Raw genomic sequence first — 20,474 nt, forward strand, 5'->3', positions numbered from 1 at the left:
GAACCGATTTGGCCGGCGACTCCGCGTCCGGAATAATCAGTCAGGGTCAATCAGAAAAGGAGAAAATCGCATGTCGATGAAATCCGAAAAGCAATTATCCGAAACAGTAGCAGCATGGCGTGACCCGGAAATGCCCTCGGTTAACGGGACCGAAACCGCCAAGGATCCGAACAAGGGCTACATCGCCCTTCTTGGCTGGAGCGTCAATGCGATCAAGGCGGCGCAGACGTTTGACCGCCGTTATGTCGTGGTAGCCCCCGATTGGGCGGAGGATTTCTGCACGGCCAACAACATCCCCTTCATTGCCTGGGACTTCCTTCGTCTGAATGACCGATCCATGGAGATCGCCGAAAAGCTGAAGGCGGAAGGGGTTGATGTCGCCATACCGTTGTTCGAGGAAACCGTTGAGTGGGCAGGCGCCATAAACTCCGTGCTCCTCGACAATCCGCGCATGTACGGACAGTCAATCCTGTTCCGGGACAAGGCGTTGATGAAGCGCCGCGCCCAGCTCGGCGGCATCCGTGTCGGGATTTTCGAGGAGGCGCACGAGAAAGAAGACATCGTTCGCTTCATGAAGCGCGTTAACCAGACGCTGCTCAAACTCGATGGCGATCCGGATGACCCGATTCACGTCAAGGCGTTCGACAAGGCCGGCTGTCTCGGCCACCGGATGATCCGCACGCTCGAGGAAATAGAGCTCATCCCGGACGAGGAATATCCCCTGCTGATGGAAAGCCATCTCAGTGGTTGGGAATTTGCCGTTGAAGCCTGGATCCACGATGGCAAGATCCAGTTCCTTAACATCTCGGAATACGTGACGCTGGGCTACTCGGTGTTCGTCCCCGCGACCGCGGAGCTCGAGAGCTGGCGCAATGCCATCACCAAGCAGATCGAGTTGCTGATCAAGACATTCGATATCCAGTTCGGCCTGATTCACCCCGAGTACTTCGTCACTGCCGACGGTGAGATGTACTTTGGTGAAATCGCCTACCGTCCGCCCGGTTTCAAGGCCTTCGAGCTGATTGAACGGGCGTACGGATTCAATGCCTACCAGGCGTCCATGCTGGTGTTCGACCCCAAGAGCACGAAGGAGGAAGTGGCACAATTCTTCCCTGAGCCAGTAACCGATGCGAAGGGCTATGCCGGGTGCTTCGGCGTGTATCCGCGCCGCCGTGTTGTCAGCAAGCTCGAGATGCCCAAGGAATGCGTTGATCATCCGTACTTCGAGTCACACGAACTGGTCCCGCCGGCAGAAGAGACCGTCCCTGATCGGTCAGCCTTCGGTACGCATTGGGGGCTCGTTTTCTTCTTTGGCGACGACCCCATTACGATGCGCGATTTGCTGAAATCCATGGAAGAACTGGACTTCTACGTCTAGACGGCATTTCACACTCTCAGGGCGCGGGTATCAGTTAGGACGCACCACATGCTGATATCCGCGCCATCGCAAGGTCCGGCGAGTCTCATCCACGCCCTGAAACTGGAAGGGTGCGGCCCAACCCGAAGGGCCCGACCCTGCTGCCGAGCGCCGCCGGACACGCCTCGTTGCCTGCGCCGCCGCCGGCCGCGGCGCCACGGATCGACCCCGCCGATGCGGCCACCGCTCAGTTGCGCGGATCGTGATCCGGATTGACGTAGTCGATGCCCCAGGGGCCCGTGCCATGCAATTGGAAGATCACCTCGCCCTCGGCCTGGCCGTACATCGGTACGCCCGGCGGCATGATGAAGGTGCTCCCCTCACGCAGGGCCGTCAGCTCGCCGGCATCGAAGGCCTCGCCGTGGGCGAAGTGCAGCGTGCCCTGCAACACGGTCCCGCGTTCGTAGGCCGGATGGGTATGCGGCTTGATGCGATAGCCGTCCGCCAGGCGCAGGCGGAATGTGAAGGGTTCTTCCTGGCTCAGATCACCCTCGATCATCGCGATCTCGGCACCCTCACCCATCGAGGCCACCGGACCCCAGTCCAGATCGTCGGGATCGACAAAGACATGGCCGTCGGCACCGTGGTCATGATGGTCGTGGCCGGCTGTCGCGCCACCCAAACCCAGCGCAAGCACGGACGCAGCGACATAGAATGTTACGTGTTTCATGGCAGCCCTCCCCCGGTTGCATGCGGTTTTCTTATTTTATAACCACTTACGCGGCTTCGCCCGAAGCTGCGCGACACCCTTAAACGACACGAGCAGAAAGCATTTGCGATACCGCGAGAACCTGCATAGCGGCAGGCTTCGCAATCCACACAGCAACACCTACGATAACATTTTGAAAAAAATAAAATTTTTGACAGAACGCTATGGCAGACCGTGGTAGCGTCTTTCGCTTGGTCACGGGAGGCAAAGTCATGACCACCGAAAACGAAAGACGCGGTCGTGGAATCTCACGCCGCAATCTGCTCAAGGGCGCCGGTGCGGCCACATTGGCAGGAGGCGCAACCCTACTAGGAATCCCGTCAAGCGTGTCCGCACGTACTGTGGGTAGTCAGCGCGGCGGGCCTCCGGGTCGTTCGGGCGAGGGTACCGGCGATCTTGGCCTGATTAACGGCAACTTTGTCGATGCTCGCGGACACGTGGGCTCAGCACTGACAATCAAGAACGGACGCATCACCGAGGTTGGACAGTTACGCGCACTAGGTCCAGATGCCCAGGTCATCAACTTGCAGGGGCGCATGGTGATTCCGGGTTTGGTCAATGGGCACGTGCACCATATTCGTGCCGGCAACAATCCCGGCTACGAAGTTCGCACGATCGAGTCTGCTCTATCCCTGCAAGAGTTTCAGGAGAAGATTTCCCGCCGGACACCGACAGTCCCAGCCGGAGAGTTCATTACCTGCCGTCGGGGCTGGAATCACACCCAGTGGGATCCCCCGGTGCGACCCACCAAGGCGCACCTGGACGAGGCTGCACCGGATCATCCCGTGTTCGTCGCCGGCGTCGCAGGTCGCAACCCAACTGGCGCCGTCACGAACAGCCTCGGTCAGGCGTTCTTCACGGACAGAGGCATCTCCGTGGACGAGGTCACGGGCGAACTCCCCGAAGGACCTGCCTTTTCGGCGCTACAGGCAGAACAGACCCTGGAACAACGGCTCCGGCAAAATTTCGACAACAATGCCTGGACCCTAAGCCTCGGCGTTACGACCGTGCTTGATGCACTCGGTGGCGGAACCCAGCCCTTCTTCCGGGAGATTCCACTAGAACTGCACCGTCAGGGGCGTCTGAAAGTCCGGCATCGGCTGTATTTGCCCTCAGGGTCCCCGGAGACCGTGGAGGAACGTGTGCAGAACATGTTCCGGGAAATGGGCGATGAAATGTTCCGTGCCGGCGGTTTCGGCGAAACCATCGGGGTTCGTTCCGAGATCCCAACCACCTTCGAACCGGTTGCTCGGGTCATAGCCGAGCACGGCTGGAAAATGCAAAACCATACCGACTTCTTCTCACAAGTCGACGAACAAATTCAGGCTTTCCAGATGATCAGCATGGATCAGCAGATCGACGATCTGCGGTGGCAGCTTATCCATGTTTTCGAGACGCGAGACGATCAACTCGAATTACTCAGGCAGTTGGGAGTCGGCGTCAATCTGGAGAATGAGCGTTACCTGGACTTGCTAAATCGCGGTGCGGGCCCGTCATTCCGCCAAATCCTGAATTCGGGGGTCGACATAGGCATTGGAACGGACGGAAGCAACTTCGCTCCGAACAACCCATGGCTCATGCTTTTTTACATGACCACAGGCATCAACGTACACGGCGAACCCGAAAACGCTGGCCAGACCATATCCCGCATGGATGCGCTTCGACTATTCACCCAAGGTAGCGCTTTCCAGTCGTTCGACGATCAACTTCTCGGCACGTTCGACGAGGGCAAGATCGCGGACTTGGCCGTGTTGAGCGAGAACTTCCTGACCGTACCGGAGGAGCGGATGCGAAGCATCCGGTCGGTTTTGACTATCGTGGACGGCAAGATCGTTCACGAGGGGGAAGAGCCGCAGTACGCGGGCATCGACGAGCAGTTCGAATTCCTGAGTCGCATTGTCATGTGAAGTCGTCCGCCCGTGGCCGTAGCAAATTCACGGCCACGAGACACCGGCTTTCCTTCGATTTCGATACGTCGCCATGGCCGCAGGAGTTTCCGATGGTGCGAGGGCTACTGTCATGTTGAGGCACTTAGGCGGACGATGAATCGGCGCGGATCATGATCCTATCTATACCCAACGTTCTGTCTTCCGAATCCCTGGCGAGCATTCGGGAGTCTCTCGCCAGCGCGCCTTTTGTCGATGGCAGGCTGACGGCAAGCGAGCAAGTGGGTAGCGTAAAGAACAATCTGCAACTTGACGAACAGAGCGCACTGCACGCCGAACTCGCCGAATGCATTCGCCAGGCCGTGCTCGACAATGCATTTTTTCAGATCGCGGCCTGGCCGAAGGTTCTCCAACCATTCCGCTTCAACCGTTACGAAACGGGGATGGGCTACGGGCGTCACGTGGACGATCCAATCTGCCAAGGTGTTCGCTCCGACATCTCGATGACGCTTTTTCTCTCGGACCCTGATTCATACGACGGCGGTGAACTGGTTATTGAACTGGGCGGAGACGAGCGCTCAGCAAAGCTCGCGGCGGGAAACATGGTCATATACCCGTCAACGACGCTCCATCGTGTCGAACCGGTAACACGGGGTACCCGCCTCGGTGCCGTGAACTGGTGCCAAAGCTACATTCGTGACGCGGCACGCCGCGAACTCATCTTCGAGCTGGATATGGCACGCAGGAGCCTATTCAAGAGGGATGGAAAAAGCGGTGAGTTCGACTCCGTTTCCAACGCGCTGGCGAACCTGCTACGGATGTGGTCAGACACCTGACGCTGCGGTCGCGACTACATCCGTTTCTCAAATTTTCCAGCGTCTGAACGGGGTAACGCATCTCGCAACCGACTTCATGGAAATCACGAAAGCGGCGAAAACCGGCCTTTTCGAATGCCCTGAGCGCACGGGCATTATCTGTGGCCGTGGCCAATCCCGCGATCCGACCCCGTTCACCCTGGAGCCTGGCAAGGACCTGGCCCAGCGCCGACGGACCGATGCCCAGACCCAGCGCATCAGGCCCGCCGATCCTGGTGTCGATATCGACGAGGTCAGCAGGCAGGTCACGAGGCCTGCCTCGTGCAGCTCTTGTCGTGTCGGGACCTGCCAGCAGACGAAGCCGACAGGCCGCTAATCGAGATTGATGAGCGCCTCAGTGAAACCAGGTGTATTCGAAATTCCTCGAGTATCCGTTCCCGATCGCCCCACCACCGGGCGACATCAGATTGAGCCAGCCAATTGGCGAGGCGTAGGAGGTTCCGCTCCGGCTCAAAGGACGAAAGTTGAACACCGTGCATGGTCGCCAATCTGGGGAGAACCCACGAAAGCCGGTAGCGAGCCGGGCCGCCAGCGTGCGCCGCAAAGCCGGTTTCCGACTGTTCCGACACGCTCACCAGGGCGTCGCGGAGATAGCCTACGCCGCGCACGAAGGCAGCTTCCCCGGCGAGTTCCATCAACATTGGTTCAGAATCGGCATAACCACCTGCACTTCTTCTACTGCGCTCGACGGACGCCCCTTACAAACATCACCGCAACTAGCAACGTGAAGACCAATTCGTGCCTTGCACGGCGAGTCGAGAGGTATCCATGATTGTTCGGCAGTTCCAGGGGAAGGCTGAATAAACTCTGTGAGATCCTGACAATCGAGACAACCCGGTCACGAACGAGAATCTGCGGGTGTCCTAGATTTTTGATTTTTTCTAGATTTTTGATTTTTTATTCCCCTGAACGGGGCAAGATTCCACGAGGATATAAGCGGTGTTCACGCTAAGACGCAAAGGAAAGCGCTCCCTCCACCTCGAGCGAAATCTACAGCAGGCGGGCGAGTATGAGATCACCCTCTATCTGTTTACGCCCCATGATCGTGAGACCCTTGAACGCGCCATTGGTGGGACGAAAACGCTACCGGCGAACTGGCTTCACGGCTTTCGTCTACTCGGCTTGCCAGCCGAGGACAAGACGACGCTGGAAAATGCCTCGATTTCCCTTCTTTCACCCTATTACGAGGTGCTGTGCGGGACATGGCTGTCCCGTTACCAAGCCTCCATGGATCAACTTCGTCGGCGATTCGAGCACTGCGAGAATCCCGAGGAGATCATCAGGCGCGCACTGAAACTCAGCGAAAACCTCGCGCGCAGGCTGCGGCAGTCGCCCCCGGAGAGCAATGCGCAGCTGGCGTACTTCAGACGAATGGACATCTATTTTTCCTGGTATTCGGAACAGTTCTTCCTGGAATGTGCGACAAAAGTGAAGGATGGCGATGGCAGGAAACTTGACAATGAACAGGTGCGGGCCTTTCTGGATGCGGAGCGCCAGCACAGAGAGCGCCAAGGATATCTGCCAGATTTCCAGGGCTCGCCGAGCCAGATCTGGAACCGGATGGCGATGTATAACGGTTTGCTGCAAACCCCCGTCGTCATGAAAGCTCAAACCACCGCGATATGGGACACCACATACAAAACGGTAAGGGGGCTCTATGCGATGGTGATCACGACACTGTTCACTTTGCTCATATTTCACACAATCAGGGCGGTGGACAGGTTGACGATTACCGTGCTGCTCGTGATCGCACTAATGCACGCGGTTCAGGACTATCTGAACTACGACATGATAAGCCGCATCACCGGTTGGATACGCAAGGGTAGGCCTACCGCGAGGACGCGCATCTTGAAGCCACTGACGGGTGACGAGGTGGCTACGCAATTGACATGGTTCGACTACCCGCCGCCGACACGCCTTCCTATCGATGTCCAACGCAATGCTGGCAGGGGACAGACCAGCGAGGGTATGCAGGCCATACTCTACAAGACACGGTTGACCCTGAACCCGGAGGTATTGGGGCAGGACCATGTCCAGGAGGTTCTAAAACTGGATCTGGAGCCCCTGTGCGAACTGATCGAAGGTGGCCAGAATCGGCTATTTGCGCAGGTAAACGAGGGGACTGCGGACACCGAAATTCGAGTGCATGAGATCGAGCGGCAGCACGGATGTACATTGTTGCTTGTGTGCTCCAATCCCGGCGATCCGGTAGCCAGGGCACAGCGGTGGCGCGTGGCCCTGTCGGGACGCGGCATTACCCAGTGCGAAGCCCGGGAAGCAAACTGGCCGACGCCTGCTTGACCACAGAACGACTGCGGCACTGCGCAGCGCGCCTTGCCTCGGAAAAAAAGCGGACTCCAACGCCGGCGTGCGAATAAATCCGTGTTTCCTTAACCCTCCGTTTTCACCGGTCCAATGTCGAGGTAAACGCGGCCAGGCTGTCCGCCAGCCTGGCGACCGCCGACGAGTCGGCTGCCTTGGCCAGCATTGCGGCTTGGGACGCCTGAACAGTTGCCAAGGCCTCTTCAATAAGAGTCGCGCCTGACTCGGACAGACGGATTCGAACACTCCTGCCATCCGTAGGATCCGGAAGGCGCTTGACCAGTTGTCGGGTCTCCAGGTTCTTGAGGATCTTGGTCATTCCGCCAGAGGTGACGACCATCGCGTTGTATAACTCCGATGGGCGCATCTCGCGAGGCGGGGCGAGCTTACGCAAGGATGATAGGACAGCGAACTCCACCGGCGACAGCTCAAAACGGGCCATCTCCCTAGCCGACTCTTCCAGAATCAAGTCACGCAGTCTGAACAGTCGATTAACCAGCTTGGTGACACTCGTGTCCGCTTCTGGCCAGTGGCGAGCGGTGCGCAAGAGCATGTCTTCTACGTGGTAGCGAGCAGTCGGCATAAGGCAAGTCAATCACTGCCAAGTATGATGCAAGCAATATAAAACACAAGAAAGCTTGCTTGCAAGGGATAAGTTGGCTATTATTGCTTTCTAGATAGCTTTTCTGCCAGCTTTATGGGGCAGCCGAAAGGCTGCCTTGCTGGCTCAGGCACGCAGGAGATTTCCTGGGAAGAGGTGTAGGTTTATGCAATTACTGAATGAATTCGGGGATTCCAATCTGGTGGAACCGACGCGGTCTGCCGAAAAATTTGCCGCGAAACCGGCCGCCCTCCGCGGGTCGACGACCCGGGAGAACCACCCGCGCTCGCGCGAGTGGGACACCTGGGATCGCCGTCTCCTCGATACCTTTCCGGCGAGCGACGCGGTCGCCCGCTATTGAAGCGCCTGACCTTGATTGGAGACTGACAGATATGGCACCTGAAAAACGCACCAGCACGCGACAGGTTCCTCCTAGGGAACTCTTCACGCACAACAGCCTGGCCGTGAATGTGCGCAGGCCGATGATCGACCTGCTCAACCAATGTCTGGCCGACGCCGTGGACCTGGAAACGCAGGCACGCCAGGCACACTGGAACGTGAGCGGGCCGAACTTCATAGCGCTTCACGCGCTATTTGATAAGGTCTTCCAGCAAATCCAGAGCCACGTCGACACTCTCGCGGAACGCGTAACGGCCCTCGGTGGCATAGCTGTTGGAACAGCAGCTGCCGCAGCGAAGCATTCCCGGCTTCCCAGCTACCCCGCGGATGCCGTTGGCGGAACCACGCATGTCGAGGCGTTATCCAGCGCCCTCGCCTCATTCGGGCGTTCGGTGCGCGAAGCAATCCCTCGCGCCGAAGATGCGGGAGACATGGGAACATCAGATCTTTTTACAGAGATCAGCCGTGACATCGACCAGCAACTGTGGCTGGTGGAGGCCCATCTGAGGACACAGACCTGATCTGGGCGTCAAAAACCAACGAGGTGCAGGAGCGGCCTGACCGTCCGGCACTGAACCCGGCGAGCACCTTCACGAGGCCACGTGCCCGGAACAAGGTCCGAACCGTCACCTTCGGGAGATTGAGTTGCCCGAAACGTCGCACGGGCCGGACGAGTCGAGTTCCAGGTGCCGTTTTGGACCGCGGTCCCCAGCCATTTGCTGACACCGCAAACCACATCCGGACTCAGAGGCTTGCTTATTTATTCTTCTGAGTTATGGTTGGGCCATTAATGAAATAAAAAAGGCAGCGCTCCGAATGTTTGGGTGCTGCCTTTTTTGCGGAACCAAGTGACTGAAGTGGCTTTCTTTTCGTTTTTGATAGCGACCATCCAGTTTTTGTGTAAGGAGGATTTTCCCTTGGAGTATTTTCCTGCCGCACAAGCGTATTGTCGATTTTCGGCCACAAAAGAAGCGGATCCGCGGCAGCCGAATTTCCGGTGGCCAAAGTGCGAGGATGATCATGAGCAAGGAAAAACCGAAGAAGCAGCCGAAGAGTACTTTGAAGCAGAAGCGCGCAGAGAAGCGGGAGCGCCGGGGCTCTGAGGAGAAATCCTAGGAAAACGGGGGCGGGGACCGCGGTCCCCGCCCGATTAGGGATTGAGCGTACACTGGAGTGAGGTGCCTGCACTTTGCCACCGGAGCAAGTACGCACCACCGTCCAGGGGCGGGTTTTTTAGTCGTGTCACGCCTTCAACTAAAAGACAGGGGATTAGAAAACACATTCTTACTTTTCGAGTGGCATTTGGAATCCGATTAATTTCGGTTTTTGGTGACTTGATATGGCATATGTCCTTGAGCGAAACATGAATAAGGGGCGCGGAGGTATCGAGCATGTTACCCACGGTCTCGTTCCAGTCCTTTTCCGCGGGCTTCCTGGTGTCAGGATTGAGGAAACCAATTCCGGAATTCGGGTTCTTGCGGAGTGCGAGTCATCAATGAACAAGGCGGTGGAAAAAATCCACGCCTATCTACCCGGCCAATTCGTTGCCGGGGAAATGGCTATCCGTTTCCGGGCAACGCCGGAGCTTTCAGAGCCTGTCATGCGCGTTTGTATATTGGCGCCGGTGCAGGCGGATCGGCCCATCCGACGCGCGTTGGTATGGCGCTCCGTTCCGCTTGTAGGCCGCAGTTTCCGCGGCATGCGCCGTGTATTCTATGCAACGGCACCACTCTCCAAACTGCTGGGGTTGGAGCGGGAACTGAAGGAGATAGCCGGAGACGACGTGGACGTTACGATGACCCTCGGTCACTACGCACCGCTGGAGGTCGTACAACACGGTAGCTCGACCAGATCGAAGTAGCTCGCGGAATACTACTGTGCCCGCGAGCCAACCGCTTCATCGCCGGGAACCGGGTGTAATCAAATTTCCGCGAGTACCCGGTACCGATCGCCCCGTTATTTGGCGAGTCACGGCAGATCGTGACCCGGTTCAATCAACGAACCCAGAGCACCGCGCATCATCGCCAATCTATTGCTGTCCTTGATTATCCATCGAAGCCCCACGCCGGGACGTCGCCGCATACTGGCCGCGAGAGTGCCGCGGCCGATACGAACGCACTGCGCCCGCGGTTTCGCCCACCAATCCGTAAAATTCGCGCGCTTTTTCGGCCTCCGCACGCCAGAACGCACCCCCATCGTCACCGGTCGGGCAGCGTTTCCCGCCCGGCCTGCAGCGCCTCGCGGCCTCCATGAACCCTTCCCAGGGCCCCTCTTCGGAATCGGCTTTTACCAGCGAGGCCAGAAACGGCCGCCCTGCCCGTTGATCCTCATGCATCAGGATTGCCAGTGCGCGACGTGGCAACTTCGGTTCGACCGCCGACATGACCGTGGCGAGTTGATCCTGTAGCTCGGATTCGCTGACATACCCGGTTTCCCCAACATGCTGGAGCAGGATGGAGCGAACCAGCAATCGCATCCGATTCAGGGTCAAGGCGGTCTCCGATAATCTGGTTTCCCGCCGCAATCCCGGCCGCGGTGAGTGGCGCGGGACGCGATCCAACACCAGATCCGTCTCCAGTTCATAGGCGCTACCATCCGGTTCAATGACACCAGACCATAGCTTCGTGCCCGCACGAAAACTGACTCGCGCTCTGCCGTCGTCATCTGCCACACCATGCTCAACGGTCGCGGTAACCCGACCGGTACGCATCGCCTGCCTTAGCTCGTTTTCGGAAAAGCCAAGCCGCTCGGCGACAAACGAAGCATCGACAGTAATCTCATTCGGAAAACCGGAGAAAACAGAAGCTGGCAAGGCTCGCATAATCTGACCTCCTTCCCGGGGTGCACAACGGTTACCCCGTTTCGTCGTCCGCCCCATTACCGGCAATTTATTTTCGATTCGAAACTATATAGGACAAACCAGCTTCTGACGCACGATCGCCGCGTCGCTCAATCAGGGCACCGAGGGTTCGTGAATCACGCAGACCGCATCAAGCTCATCACGCCCCAGCGGCCGATCCATGCGCCGACAAAGCGGAGCGGAGTTGCCGCCCTGCTCGAGACAACGACAATCCCGACACGTACCGACGCTCACTCCATCCCAGCCATCCGCACCCTGATCGAGCAAGTGCTGGACCACTCGACCAAGCACCTGCCGGTCCGCCTCGGCGAGCTTGGCAATGGCATCGGTCAGGCCGCCGCCACGAATCTGATCCAGCATTCGCTCCCCGGCCACAGTCAACCGAATTTCGGCGCTGCGCCCGTCGTCGGGAGATTGCAGCCGACGGATGTAGCCCCGCGACTCCAACTGCTTGATGACTTGTGACGCCGTACCGCGGGAGGTGGCGTTGTAAGAGGCGAACCCGGAGACCGTGCGTGACAAGCTGTTGGCCATGCCGAAAAACTGCAATGCAGCCCATTGGAGCGGTGTGAGGTCGTCCGCCGGAAAGGCTGCCTCGTTCCGCCGAACAATGTGCCGCAATGCCGCAGCCATGAATTGAACGCGCTGTGTTTTGTCGTTGGCCATATCCGGTATAGTATCGATTCGATACTAGTTTGCAAGCAACGGGATCAGATCTCGCATGCAGAAATTCGCATCCACCAATGTGCTGGGCGACCCGCTAAAACCCTGCGGTCTGAATCCTGTGACCGGCTTTTTCCGGGATGGATGCTGCAATAGCGGTTACGCCGACCACGGCGTGCACACCGTTTGCGCAATGGTCACCGCCGAGTTCCTGGCCTTCTCCCGCAGTCGAGGCAACGATCTCACGACGCCGTTTCCAGAGGCTGACTTTCCCGGCCTCAAGCCCGGCGATCGCTGGTGTCTGTGCGCGGCCCGCTGGCTGGAAGCCTATCGGGCCGGCGTGGCGCCACCGGTTGATCTCGCCGCCACCCATGAAGAGACACTGGCCGTGATCGAACGCTCCGCGCTGGAGCGGCACGCAATCAGTCCCGACTGAGGCAGGCCCTGACCATGACCCCAACAATGGCACGCGTTGCCACCTTCGGCACGCACAGCGACCTGCATTGGCAATCCATCGCCGACCCGGTCATGGTTGGTCGATCCCGCGGTGACCTTGAAGCCGTCGATCAGCAGGCCGGCGACTGGCAGATCACCGATCTTCCGTTCGACGAGTTCGTGGCCACCCAGCGCGGTCGAGTCCCGCCCGAAGCAGCGCCCCTCGACAGGAGCCGCATCGCCTCACCGAGCCTGTTCATCTCGAACCGGCGAGCCGGCCCGTTCACAATGCTCCTGCGGGAAATTACGGCCTACTCAAGCAACCAGGAAACCGGACTTCGGCCCTGCCCTGTTCGGCCTCGGGCGCCATCACCGTAATCAGCCGATCACCAACACCGGATCAGGCAGAAGACATCAGGGAGCCGCCATGGCAACAAGCGCTTCGACCGTAAAGCGGTCAGACATCGAGACGCTGGAAGACCTGGCAAGACTTGCCGACTTCTCGCTGTTGCGTTCACTGGACTGCGATCCCGACGCCAGGTCGGACGGCGTCGATCACGCCCCGAGGCAGGTGTTCTCCGGACACTATGTGCCCGTGAGACCGACCCCGCTTGGCGACCCGGATTACGTGGCCCACGGTCACGGCCTGTTCCAGGAGCTGGGCTTGAGCGACAAGCTCGCGCGTTCCGGCCCGTTCATGCGCCTGTTTTCTGGCGATCTGGCGGCGGTGCCGGAGGGCATGCGAAAGACCGGCTGGGCCTGCGGCTACGCGCTGTCCATCTTCGGCACCGAATACACCAGGCAGTGCCCGTTTCAGACCGGCAACGGCTATGGCGACGGCCGCGCCATTTCCGTGCTGGAAGCGGTCATTCGCGGGAACCGTTGGGAAATGCAGCTCAAGGGGGCGGGCCGGACACCCTACTGCCGCGGCGCAGACGGCCGTGCCGTGTTGCGATCCAGTGTGCGCGAATTTCTGGCACAGGAGCACATGCACGCCCTCGGTGTTCCAACATCGCGGTCCCTCTGCCTGTATGTCTCCAGAACGGAACGGGCCGAACGCCCCTGGTATGCCCCTGGGAGCACCTCCGTCGATCCGGATCAACTGGTGTCGGAACCCGTGGCGATCACGACACGCGTCGCGCCCTCATTCCTGCGTATCGGAACCCTCGAACTGTTCAGTCGTCGTGCACGGAATCAGTCCCATGCGCGCTCCGCAGAGGAACTGCGCAAACTCCTCTCGCATGCCACCGAACGGGAATACGCCGACACCATCGACGCGTCCCTGAACTCTGAAGACCAGCTGATCGCCTTTGCCCGCGCCTTCCGCGAGCGGTTCGCATCGCTGGTGGCCAACTGGATCCGCGTCGGCTATTGCCAGGGCAACTTCAACAGCGACAACTGCGCCGTCGGCGGCTTCACGCTGGATTACGGGCCGTTCGGCTTCTGCGACATGTTCGATCCGTACTACCAACCCTGGACCGGCGGCGGGAGGCATTTCTCGTTCTTCGCCCAACCCATCGCCGCAGAGCACAACTTCCGCACGTTCTGTTCAACACTGCGGCCCCTGATCGGAACGGATACCAAACAATCGGCCGCACTGGACGAGATCGAGGAGGGCTTCCCCGACGTCATGCGGGAAAAGATGGAACGCATGTGGGCCGCAAAACTCGGGCTGCCAGCCTTCGATCCGGAGCTTTTCGAAACGCTCATGGCGCTCATGATCCGAACGCCGGTGGACTACACCGTGTTCTTCCGTGAACTATCCAACCTGCCCGCGGATATCGAACCGCTGAAAAAGAGCTTCTATGACGACCTGCCCCGGCAGGCGCGCGGGGGCCAGTCGATGGACGCCGGGGTCCGTGATCAGCTCTGGTCGGTATGGCTTGAGGCATGGCGCTCACGACTGGGACTCGGCACCACGAATGGAATCGCCGCCGAACCGGGCAGGACACAGGCCGATATCTCGGCCGCGATGAAACGCGTCAACCCGAAGTACACGCTGCGGGAATGGTTGCTCGCGCCCGCCTACGAGCAGGCCGCCGCCGGCGACTATTCGCTGATTCGCGAACTGCAGGACATCATGACCCAACCGTACGCCGAGCAATCGAAAGCGGTGGAAGAGCGCTATTACAGGCTGAAACCGCCGGAATATTTCAACGCCGGCGGGATCTCACAGATGAGTTGCTCGTCCTAGGGAAAAATGTGAAGGCGACAGACCCCATCGAACACGACGGTGTGCAGACGCTCAGCTTCCGTCAGATCGACGGCCTGAACGGCTTCGCCAAGGGCACGGCCTTCCGGCTTTTCAAGCGATGCCGCGCCGAATTGCGTGAAGGGCAGGATTATTTCTACCTGCCCGCCGCCTCCCATCCTGCGCTGATCGAATCGCTGAAGACAGACGGCCGCATCTACCGGGGCACGACGCATCTGGTACTGGTCACCCGATCCGGATACGAACGCATGCAACGCCTGACCGTCCGGGAGAGCTGATGATCTCTTTGGGGCGGGAATGGATCACCCGGTTCATCCTCGCCCGAAAGCGTGCAGATCCGGCCACCACACACAGATTTTCCGGCCCGGTATCAGTGCCTTGCGCCTTTCCAGGTGCCGCCGCACTGGTAACCGGGCTGGCGCTAGGGAAACACTGATTAATTCGCGCGCCTGCGCCCGAGACCGGTTTTGGTCATCTGGCAAGGCGCGGTGCCGGTTCGGTAGCCAGAGCTACCGGGCCGGTGGCGCAACGCCGCCAGGGGCCAAAACCGGCCGGGCCCTTCGGGTTGGGCCGCATTTTCCCGATTGCTGTGTTGCGCTGCGTGACCGCAGAACCGCTGCGGCGCTGCACAGCACGTCTTGCCTCGGAAAAAAATGCGGACTCCAACGCGGGCGCGGGAATAAATCAGTGTTTCCTTAATGAGCAGTCCGCGCAAGGCGGCAGGACCATCGGCCCAGAGCCGCCTCATCCATCAGCCGCATTAGAACAATCTGAGGGTGTCCTTGGGCTCCGGGCGGGCTCTCAGCCAGCAGATGCAGCGCTGCCCGCAAATCTGTGGGTGTCCCCGATTTTTCGTGTCGACACTCTTTACAAAACCACCTCAGGACTTCGTAAACACTCAGGAAGGCGACCAATCACGAAACGCAGAATACTGTATTTTCAAACCTTTTTATTGACGGCATTTTTTTTGCAGTTTAACCATGCCCTCTGTATGGCTGCGCGCATCAGAACACAGTGGAAAGGGCAATTATTTGGGTTGCGTCTATTGAGAAGGAAGAAAAGCCATGTCAATTCTATCTGTTTTAAAGAAATCTGCCCGGGCCTCCCTGTTGGTCACGATGCCGTTCGCGTTTTCCGGTTGCTGGCTAGGCGATTCCTCATTACTTGACGCAGAACCAAGCGTCGAAATAAACGAAATATTCCAAAACGGACGTCATGTATTCATTAATAGAAATGATGAAATTATCCTTTTGATTATAGAAGTCTCATCGGACTCTACACGAGTTGCCTATGCTAACCAGAGCGGAAAAGAGTGGAGCACGATCGAGGATGTTAAAAAAATCGAATCTAACGACCAGCTTTTTCATATCGCAATAGTTGACAGGGGGCTATCAGAACTAAAAGAATACTGGCCTTTCGTTGCAACATCAAACTCATTTTATTTCCACTTTGGAGCGGGCAGACCGGTTTCCGGAAAATCAGAAATGGCGGAATTAATAAATGCATCAATTTCCGGAGGCGAGGTTAAAAACTGGGCAGGATTCGAATCTGTTCCCGAAGGGAACGTCGATGCAGTGATGAGTGAGATCCGTGCTTTTTGGGAGCAAGGCGCGCAGGAAAAACAGGCCGAGGAGAAAAAACAGGCTGCAGAGACTCAGGCGAGCGAAGAAGGCGATAGTACGAAGCAGGAGCGCAATGACCAAACGCGCCAGCGCGATACTCCGGCAGCCTTCCGTAGCGACGGATACGCGAGGTCACAACTGATCGAAGCCATCTACTCCGGAAATACACAACGGTTCATCCCCGCCGACCACGGCCTATATTTACTTAGCTTTGCAACGATGTTTTACCACGCAGAAGGCGATCACGCTTGCAACATTGCAGTCTCGGCACCTGCGTTGACGACGCTAACAACGTTGGGCACAACTGATGCGCTGAGCATCCTAATGGGGCCTATGCTTGAGGCGCACCGACGAGGTAGCCGAGGACGCGATCAAGCATTCGTCGACGGCGCGAGAGCTGGAGAGCAGGGCATGGTGGCTGGCATGGAAGCCGAGGGCTCAGGTCAAAACGATGCTCGTTTATTTTACTCGCGACACGGCTGCGCAACCCCTGTGGCCAAGAGATTCTTCATTAACTTCAACCAGTTCGTCCTGCGGTGAGGGCTGAGACATCCATAGATTTCCGCCGAAGCCTGACTTGGCGGAAAACTTATGAGTGTCCTGAACGTCTTTGAACTTCCTTACTTTGCCAAAACTGGCGATCTGGCGCCCCAAAAATCAACGATTATCGTAGCTTTATCAGACTTTTATAGGTTATTCAGAGGCGACGGGGAGGTCCGACGTTGAACATTCGCCTGTACACTAACGCGACGCCAACACCGAAGATCCGGGCCTACATTCCAGTCGTCCGATAAGAGCATCCGGGAGCTCGCCAAAGATCTGGGCATCTCGATGAATACCGAACGTCACTGGCGCAACCGAAAGAAAAATCTGTGGGTGTCCCAGATTTCGTCCCAGATTTCGCAGATCGGATTTCGCCAAGATTTCGCTATCAGGCCAGGCCTGCTTCATCCATCAGCCGCATCAGTTTGCGACGGGCGCGGTAACGGTCTCGTATGCCGCTGATCCAGGTGTCCGTGGTTTCACCCGGCGCGAGGGAGACCGCATCACGCATCAGCGGCACCAATTTCGCATAGGTGTTGGCGTTGGCATCAGGCAGCTTCAAGTCCGCCGCACACCGTAGCATGCCGGCGGCATCAACGGGATGCGTCCGACGGATTCGGCGCGCGAGCGAGACGAGCACATCGGGGCTTGCCGCTTGCGCGGCTGCGAGTTGCCGGGCCGCGTCGAAATCCTCATCCAGCATCAGCAAGGTCAGCCGCAGGCTGGCATCATGGCGCCCATCTTCCAGGCGACGTTCCCGGCCGGCCACCACATCCAACGCCTCGCCACGCAAGGCCGGCCAGTTTTCGCCCGCACTATCCTTCAAGCGGCTCCAGGACATACCGTCGGGGTGGCCGACGAAATCGTCCCACAGCAGTCGCCGAGCCTCGTCCGTCAAGCCCGCCCGCTGGAACTCCTCGGCGGCAAGAACGCGCATACCCGACCGGTCCGGATGGGCTTTCAGGCCGCGCTCGGCCCATTGCAGTGCCAGCGCATCATGCCCGAAGTCCCGACAGGCCGCCACGATCCGCTCGAAGGCGTAACCCGAGGACAGGTCGCGACTGAGCACCGCTAGCAAGGCATCGAAATCTCCGCGGACCCGGCTCAGTTCCTCGTACCGGCTCACCACCGAAAACTCGCTGCCATCGCGGGCACTGGCGGTCACCCCGCGCTCTGCTGGTTGCGCCAGGGACTTGTACTCGCGTTCGACACGCCTGGCGTAATCCGCCTGGCCCCGCTCGCCCAGCACAGGCCAGTAGGCGTCCAGCGGGAACAGCCCCCAGTCGTCGTGCCGCTTCAGCCCATGCAGCGCCCTGGCCAGCTTCAACCCATCCGGGCGAGCGGCCTCGGCAGCGCGGGCATGGAGCGTCGCGAACGCGAAAATGCCCTCGCCGATGGTGCCAGCCGAATCATCGGCATTGCGGTAAATCCGTAGCAGGCGCTCCACCGCGTATGCAGCAAGGTGGAAACATTGCTGCGGATTCCGACCAAGCAGGCCGTCGAGCATGGTCAGCGGCTCGTGCAAGCGCTCACCGAAATCCAGGCTGCGGCGGTAATCCAGGAACCCTCTGACGCGCAGCATCGCCGCCAGTGCCTGCTTGAGCTCAGCGGGGTCACTGGCGAGTCGCAGCCGCAGGCTCCTGGCTAGTCCGGGGTCGTCCATCGCCGCCTCGTGCAACCAGTTGGCCAACTGCGCCGCCGGTTGGCGGCGCAGCAAGGACAACAGATCATCTTTCGGGGCATCCGCAGGCGTCGAACCATCCCCGTCCAGCCAGATCAGGCTGGCTGCCACCAGGTGCTTGCAGAAACTGCCATCGGCGGCGGCCGGACAACTGCAATTCCACTGCGGCTCGCCCTCATCCTCCCGGTACCAGAGCCGATAGCGGGCCGTGCCCCGAGCGTCCGCAACGAAACCGGTATTCGACCGTTCCGACAAGGTCACCAGCCCGTCGCGGAAATAGCCGACGCCGCGCTCAATGGCCGCCTCTCCGGCAAGGTCCACCAGCATTGGTTCGTCCAGAATCGGCATGATCACCTGCGCTCGTACGCGTGCTTTCGGTGAGCAACCTTCACGACCGTCACGACCGGCAACGGATCCCTTACCTCATAGATGATCCGGTACACGCCCTGCCGAATCCGATAGCGCTCCTGCCCGGAGAGCTTTTCGCTGCCAGCCGGACGGGGATTTTCCCGCAGTTCCTCGATGCGCCGAAGGATGCGGGCGACGTCCATGTTGGGAATCGGCCGAAGATCCTTCGCGACCGATTTCCTGAAGACGAGCTCATAGCTTGCCATGCACCTTCAGGTCCTCGAGCAGCGCTTCATAGCTCATCGTCGGCTCGGACACCCGTTCGTCGAATGCCGCGAGGTCTTCCTGATCCTCGGCCAAGGCGGCACGAACAGCGTCGTTGACAAGGTCAGAGATCGAGCGGTGCGTGTGGGCGGCCTTAAGCCTTAACGCCGCATGTAACTGCGGATCGAAGTAAACCGTGGAACGCTTAGAGGGTTCGCTCATGGCCAGGTCCAGAATCCGAGAACAGCAAGGAGCCTGGCATCATGACGTCAAAGCGTCAAACGCGCAGAAGGGAACATCATGACTTCGTCCGATCGAGGGGTTCTACCCCGCCCCACCTCCCGGTGTCGGGGCTCTCTGAATCACTCTGCGGCGGCGGCCGCTCCCGTCATCAACCAGACACTGCATCACTGCCATGCCGCGTCATTCAGGCCGCCACCTGCTCAAACGTGAAATGCGGTATATCCGTCCGCTCACTGGCATGCTCAAGCGTGATAGCGCAAATGTTTCCGTCCTTGTCAACGTCCAGCAGGGTGTTTGGGTCGAGGTCTCGCGTTTCCACGATTTCGCTCGCTCGCAGCTCGATATAGAGCGTGTCCGTATCCTGAAAGTATTGGACCTTCATCCCTGCCCACCTCGTCGGTCAAAAAAAGCGTTATGGACTGTTTCACCATCGGCCAGGAGCACGACGCGAAGCCAACGATTATCCGCTTCAGGGATTTGTCCCCATCGACGGATCCGGCCATCAGCCTGAATACGCTCGCGATCAGGCTTACTAACCACTCGCTCGATCCAGCCCAGCTTGATGCTGGACCGGTCAGGGCGAGCACGCATGGCTTCAAAATAACGTGTCACTTTCATTGGATGCCAGCACCTCCCTGTTCCGGCATCGCTCCTGGTTTCTGCCTCAGTCTAGCCGCACTTGCTGTCCCCACAATTCAAACAGGTCATGCAGCCATCCATCATCACCGCGGCCTTGGTGTTGCACTTGGCGCAGAGAGTGGCGCTTTCGGGGAATTCGGTGGCGGTGTCGCTGGCGGCGTTGCCTTCCTCGGCGAATTCGACCTCGCCACGCAGTTCGGCCTTTTTCTGTTCGATGAAGGTCTTCTGGTGGTGGTCCAGCTCGTCGTCGATCATGCCGATCTTGCGCAGGTGGCGTTCGATGACATCACCGATTTCGGCCACCAGCGAGGGCATGAACTTGCCGCCCTTCTTGAAGTAGCCGCCGCGGGGGTCGAACACCGCCTTCAGCTCTTCGGCCAGGAAGGTGCAGTCGCCGCCCTTGCGGAACACCGCCGAGACGATGCGGGTGAGTGCGACGATCCACTGGAAGTGGTCCATGTTCTTCGAGTTGATGAAGATCTCGAAGGGCCGGCGCAGCTCGTGGTCGGTGCCCTCGTTCAGCACCATGTCGTTGATGGTGACGTACAGCGCATGCTCGGAGAGCGGCGTCTTCACCTTGTAGGTGCTGCCCTCCAGGTATTCCGGGCGCTGCAGCAGCTCACTCATGTGCTCGATGTCGGGGGCGTTGGCGGCCTCGGTGGGGACCGCTTCGGCGGAACCGGTCTGTTCCGCCACGTCCTTGACCACTTCGTAGCCGACGATCTTGCTGTCTATCTTGATGGCCATGTCATTTA

General features: G+C 59.0%; 23 protein-coding genes. 13 read left to right on the forward strand and 10 right to left on the reverse strand.

What is annotated here, in order from left to right:
- The first annotated feature begins 70 nt into the window (after positions 1 to 70).
- The gene (locus tag M0534_RS01815; protein WP_248566693.1) at positions 71 to 1,378 is read left to right on the forward strand and encodes an ATP-grasp domain-containing protein; all 1,308 of its coding nucleotides are present in this window, start codon (positions 71 to 73) and stop codon (positions 1,376 to 1,378) included.
- Between the two features lie 226 nt (positions 1,379 to 1,604).
- Here M0534_RS01815 and M0534_RS01820 read toward each other — a convergent pair whose 3' ends face one another.
- A complete protein-coding gene (locus M0534_RS01820) occupies positions 1,605 to 2,087 on the reverse strand; it encodes a cupin domain-containing protein (protein WP_248566694.1) in 483 nt (160 codons plus the stop codon).
- 251 nt (positions 2,088 to 2,338) lie between these two features.
- Here M0534_RS01820 and M0534_RS01825 point away from each other — a divergent pair, with 251 nt between their 5' ends.
- The 3 genes from M0534_RS01825 (at position 2,339) to M0534_RS01835 (ending at position 7,188) form a co-directional block, all read left to right on the forward strand.
- Positions 2,339 to 4,033: an amidohydrolase gene (locus tag M0534_RS01825; RefSeq protein ID WP_248566695.1), complete on the forward strand. Its 1,695-nt coding sequence runs from the start codon at positions 2,339 to 2,341 to the stop codon at positions 4,031 to 4,033.
- Positions 4,034 to 4,185: 152 nt separating this feature from the next.
- The gene (locus M0534_RS01830) at positions 4,186 to 4,848 is read left to right on the forward strand and encodes a Fe2+-dependent dioxygenase (protein ID WP_248566696.1); all 663 of its coding nucleotides are present in this window, start codon (positions 4,186 to 4,188) and stop codon (positions 4,846 to 4,848) included.
- Positions 4,849 to 5,826: 978 nt separating this feature from the next.
- A complete protein-coding gene (locus M0534_RS01835; protein ID WP_248566697.1) occupies positions 5,827 to 7,188 on the forward strand; it encodes a hypothetical protein in 1,362 nt (453 codons plus the stop codon).
- A gap of 103 nt (positions 7,189 to 7,291) precedes the next feature.
- Here M0534_RS01835 and M0534_RS01840 read toward each other — a convergent pair whose 3' ends face one another.
- Complete coding sequence (locus tag M0534_RS01840) at positions 7,292 to 7,762, reverse strand: MarR family winged helix-turn-helix transcriptional regulator (protein ID WP_248566698.1); 471 nt, start codon at positions 7,760 to 7,762, stop codon at positions 7,292 to 7,294.
- 214 nt (positions 7,763 to 7,976) lie between these two features.
- Between M0534_RS01840 and M0534_RS01845 the strand changes: the two genes are divergently transcribed.
- The 4 genes from M0534_RS01845 (at position 7,977) to M0534_RS01860 (ending at position 10,070) form a co-directional block, all read left to right on the forward strand.
- Positions 7,977 to 8,171, forward strand: a complete 195-nt coding sequence (locus tag M0534_RS01845) for a hypothetical protein (RefSeq protein WP_248566699.1) — start codon at positions 7,977 to 7,979, stop codon at positions 8,169 to 8,171.
- 31 nt (positions 8,172 to 8,202) lie between these two features.
- A complete protein-coding gene (dps, locus tag M0534_RS01850; RefSeq protein ID WP_248566700.1) occupies positions 8,203 to 8,730 on the forward strand; it encodes a DNA starvation/stationary phase protection protein Dps in 528 nt (175 codons plus the stop codon).
- Positions 8,731 to 9,057: 327 nt separating this feature from the next.
- Complete coding sequence (locus M0534_RS01855) at positions 9,058 to 9,312, forward strand: hypothetical protein (protein WP_248566701.1); 255 nt, start codon at positions 9,058 to 9,060, stop codon at positions 9,310 to 9,312.
- A 392-nt stretch (positions 9,313 to 9,704) separates the two neighbouring features.
- Positions 9,705 to 10,070, forward strand: coding sequence for a hypothetical protein (locus M0534_RS01860; RefSeq protein WP_248566702.1), 366 nt, complete (start codon positions 9,705 to 9,707; stop codon positions 10,068 to 10,070).
- Positions 10,071 to 10,238: 168 nt separating this feature from the next.
- Here M0534_RS01860 and M0534_RS01865 read toward each other — a convergent pair whose 3' ends face one another.
- Together M0534_RS01865 and M0534_RS01870 are read right to left on the reverse strand one after the other, a co-directional pair.
- Positions 10,239 to 11,030 (reverse strand): DUF6522 family protein, encoded by a 792-nt coding sequence (locus M0534_RS01865; RefSeq protein WP_248566703.1) that lies wholly within the window; start codon positions 11,028 to 11,030, stop codon positions 10,239 to 10,241.
- Between the two features lie 132 nt (positions 11,031 to 11,162).
- Positions 11,163 to 11,735 (reverse strand): MarR family winged helix-turn-helix transcriptional regulator, encoded by a 573-nt coding sequence (locus tag M0534_RS01870; RefSeq protein WP_248566704.1) that lies wholly within the window; start codon positions 11,733 to 11,735, stop codon positions 11,163 to 11,165.
- A 55-nt stretch (positions 11,736 to 11,790) separates the two neighbouring features.
- Here M0534_RS01870 and M0534_RS01875 point away from each other — a divergent pair, with 55 nt between their 5' ends.
- The 5 genes from M0534_RS01875 to M0534_RS01895 all read left to right on the forward strand — a co-directional run bounded on the left by M0534_RS01875 (position 11,791) and on the right by M0534_RS01895 (position 16,541).
- Complete coding sequence (locus tag M0534_RS01875) at positions 11,791 to 12,168, forward strand: DUF2237 family protein (RefSeq protein WP_248566705.1); 378 nt, start codon at positions 11,791 to 11,793, stop codon at positions 12,166 to 12,168.
- Positions 12,169 to 12,182: 14 nt separating this feature from the next.
- Entirely contained in the window at positions 12,183 to 12,545 is a 363-nt protein-coding gene (locus M0534_RS01880) for a CIA30 family protein (protein WP_248566706.1), read from the forward strand.
- A gap of 49 nt (positions 12,546 to 12,594) precedes the next feature.
- On the forward strand, positions 12,595 to 14,361 hold the full coding sequence (locus M0534_RS01885) for a protein adenylyltransferase SelO (protein WP_248566707.1): 1,767 nt from the start codon (positions 12,595 to 12,597) through the stop codon (positions 14,359 to 14,361).
- An 8-nt stretch (positions 14,362 to 14,369) separates the two neighbouring features.
- Positions 14,370 to 14,657, forward strand: coding sequence for a hypothetical protein (locus tag M0534_RS01890; RefSeq protein ID WP_248566708.1), 288 nt, complete (start codon positions 14,370 to 14,372; stop codon positions 14,655 to 14,657).
- Positions 14,658 to 15,443: 786 nt separating this feature from the next.
- Complete coding sequence (locus M0534_RS01895) at positions 15,444 to 16,541, forward strand: hypothetical protein (RefSeq protein WP_248566709.1); 1,098 nt, start codon at positions 15,444 to 15,446, stop codon at positions 16,539 to 16,541.
- 391 nt (positions 16,542 to 16,932) lie between these two features.
- Here the strand turns inward: M0534_RS01895 and M0534_RS01900 are convergent, their stop codons facing one another.
- The 6 genes from M0534_RS01900 to M0534_RS01925 form a co-directional block, all read right to left on the reverse strand.
- Positions 16,933 to 18,573 carry an SWIM zinc finger family protein gene (locus M0534_RS01900; protein WP_248566710.1) on the reverse strand — a complete coding sequence of 547 codons (1,641 nt, stop codon included), beginning with the start codon at positions 18,571 to 18,573 and terminating at the stop codon, positions 16,933 to 16,935.
- 2 nt (positions 18,574 to 18,575) lie between these two features.
- The gene (locus M0534_RS01905) at positions 18,576 to 18,839 is read right to left on the reverse strand and encodes a type II toxin-antitoxin system RelE family toxin (protein WP_248566711.1); all 264 of its coding nucleotides are present in this window, start codon (positions 18,837 to 18,839) and stop codon (positions 18,576 to 18,578) included.
- Positions 18,826 to 19,059 carry a CopG family transcriptional regulator gene (locus M0534_RS01910; RefSeq protein ID WP_248566712.1) on the reverse strand — a complete coding sequence of 78 codons (234 nt, stop codon included), beginning with the start codon at positions 19,057 to 19,059 and terminating at the stop codon, positions 18,826 to 18,828. Before M0534_RS01910 ends, M0534_RS01905 begins: the two co-directional genes overlap by 14 nt.
- A 205-nt stretch (positions 19,060 to 19,264) precedes the next feature.
- The gene (locus M0534_RS01915; RefSeq protein WP_248566713.1) at positions 19,265 to 19,462 is read right to left on the reverse strand and encodes a DUF2283 domain-containing protein; all 198 of its coding nucleotides are present in this window, start codon (positions 19,460 to 19,462) and stop codon (positions 19,265 to 19,267) included.
- Positions 19,459 to 19,698 carry a hypothetical protein gene (locus M0534_RS01920; protein WP_248566714.1) on the reverse strand — a complete coding sequence of 80 codons (240 nt, stop codon included), beginning with the start codon at positions 19,696 to 19,698 and terminating at the stop codon, positions 19,459 to 19,461. The genes M0534_RS01915 and M0534_RS01920 overlap by 4 nt, the downstream gene beginning before the upstream one ends.
- A 51-nt stretch (positions 19,699 to 19,749) precedes the next feature.
- On the reverse strand, positions 19,750 to 20,466 hold the full coding sequence (locus tag M0534_RS01925) for a TSCPD domain-containing protein (RefSeq protein ID WP_248566715.1): 717 nt from the start codon (positions 20,464 to 20,466) through the stop codon (positions 19,750 to 19,752).
- Between the last annotated feature and the right edge of the window lie 8 nt (positions 20,467 to 20,474).

Source organism: Methylonatrum kenyense, assembly GCF_023195885.1.
GTDB classification, from domain to species: Bacteria; Pseudomonadota; Gammaproteobacteria; order Nitrococcales; family Aquisalimonadaceae; genus Methylonatrum; species Methylonatrum kenyense.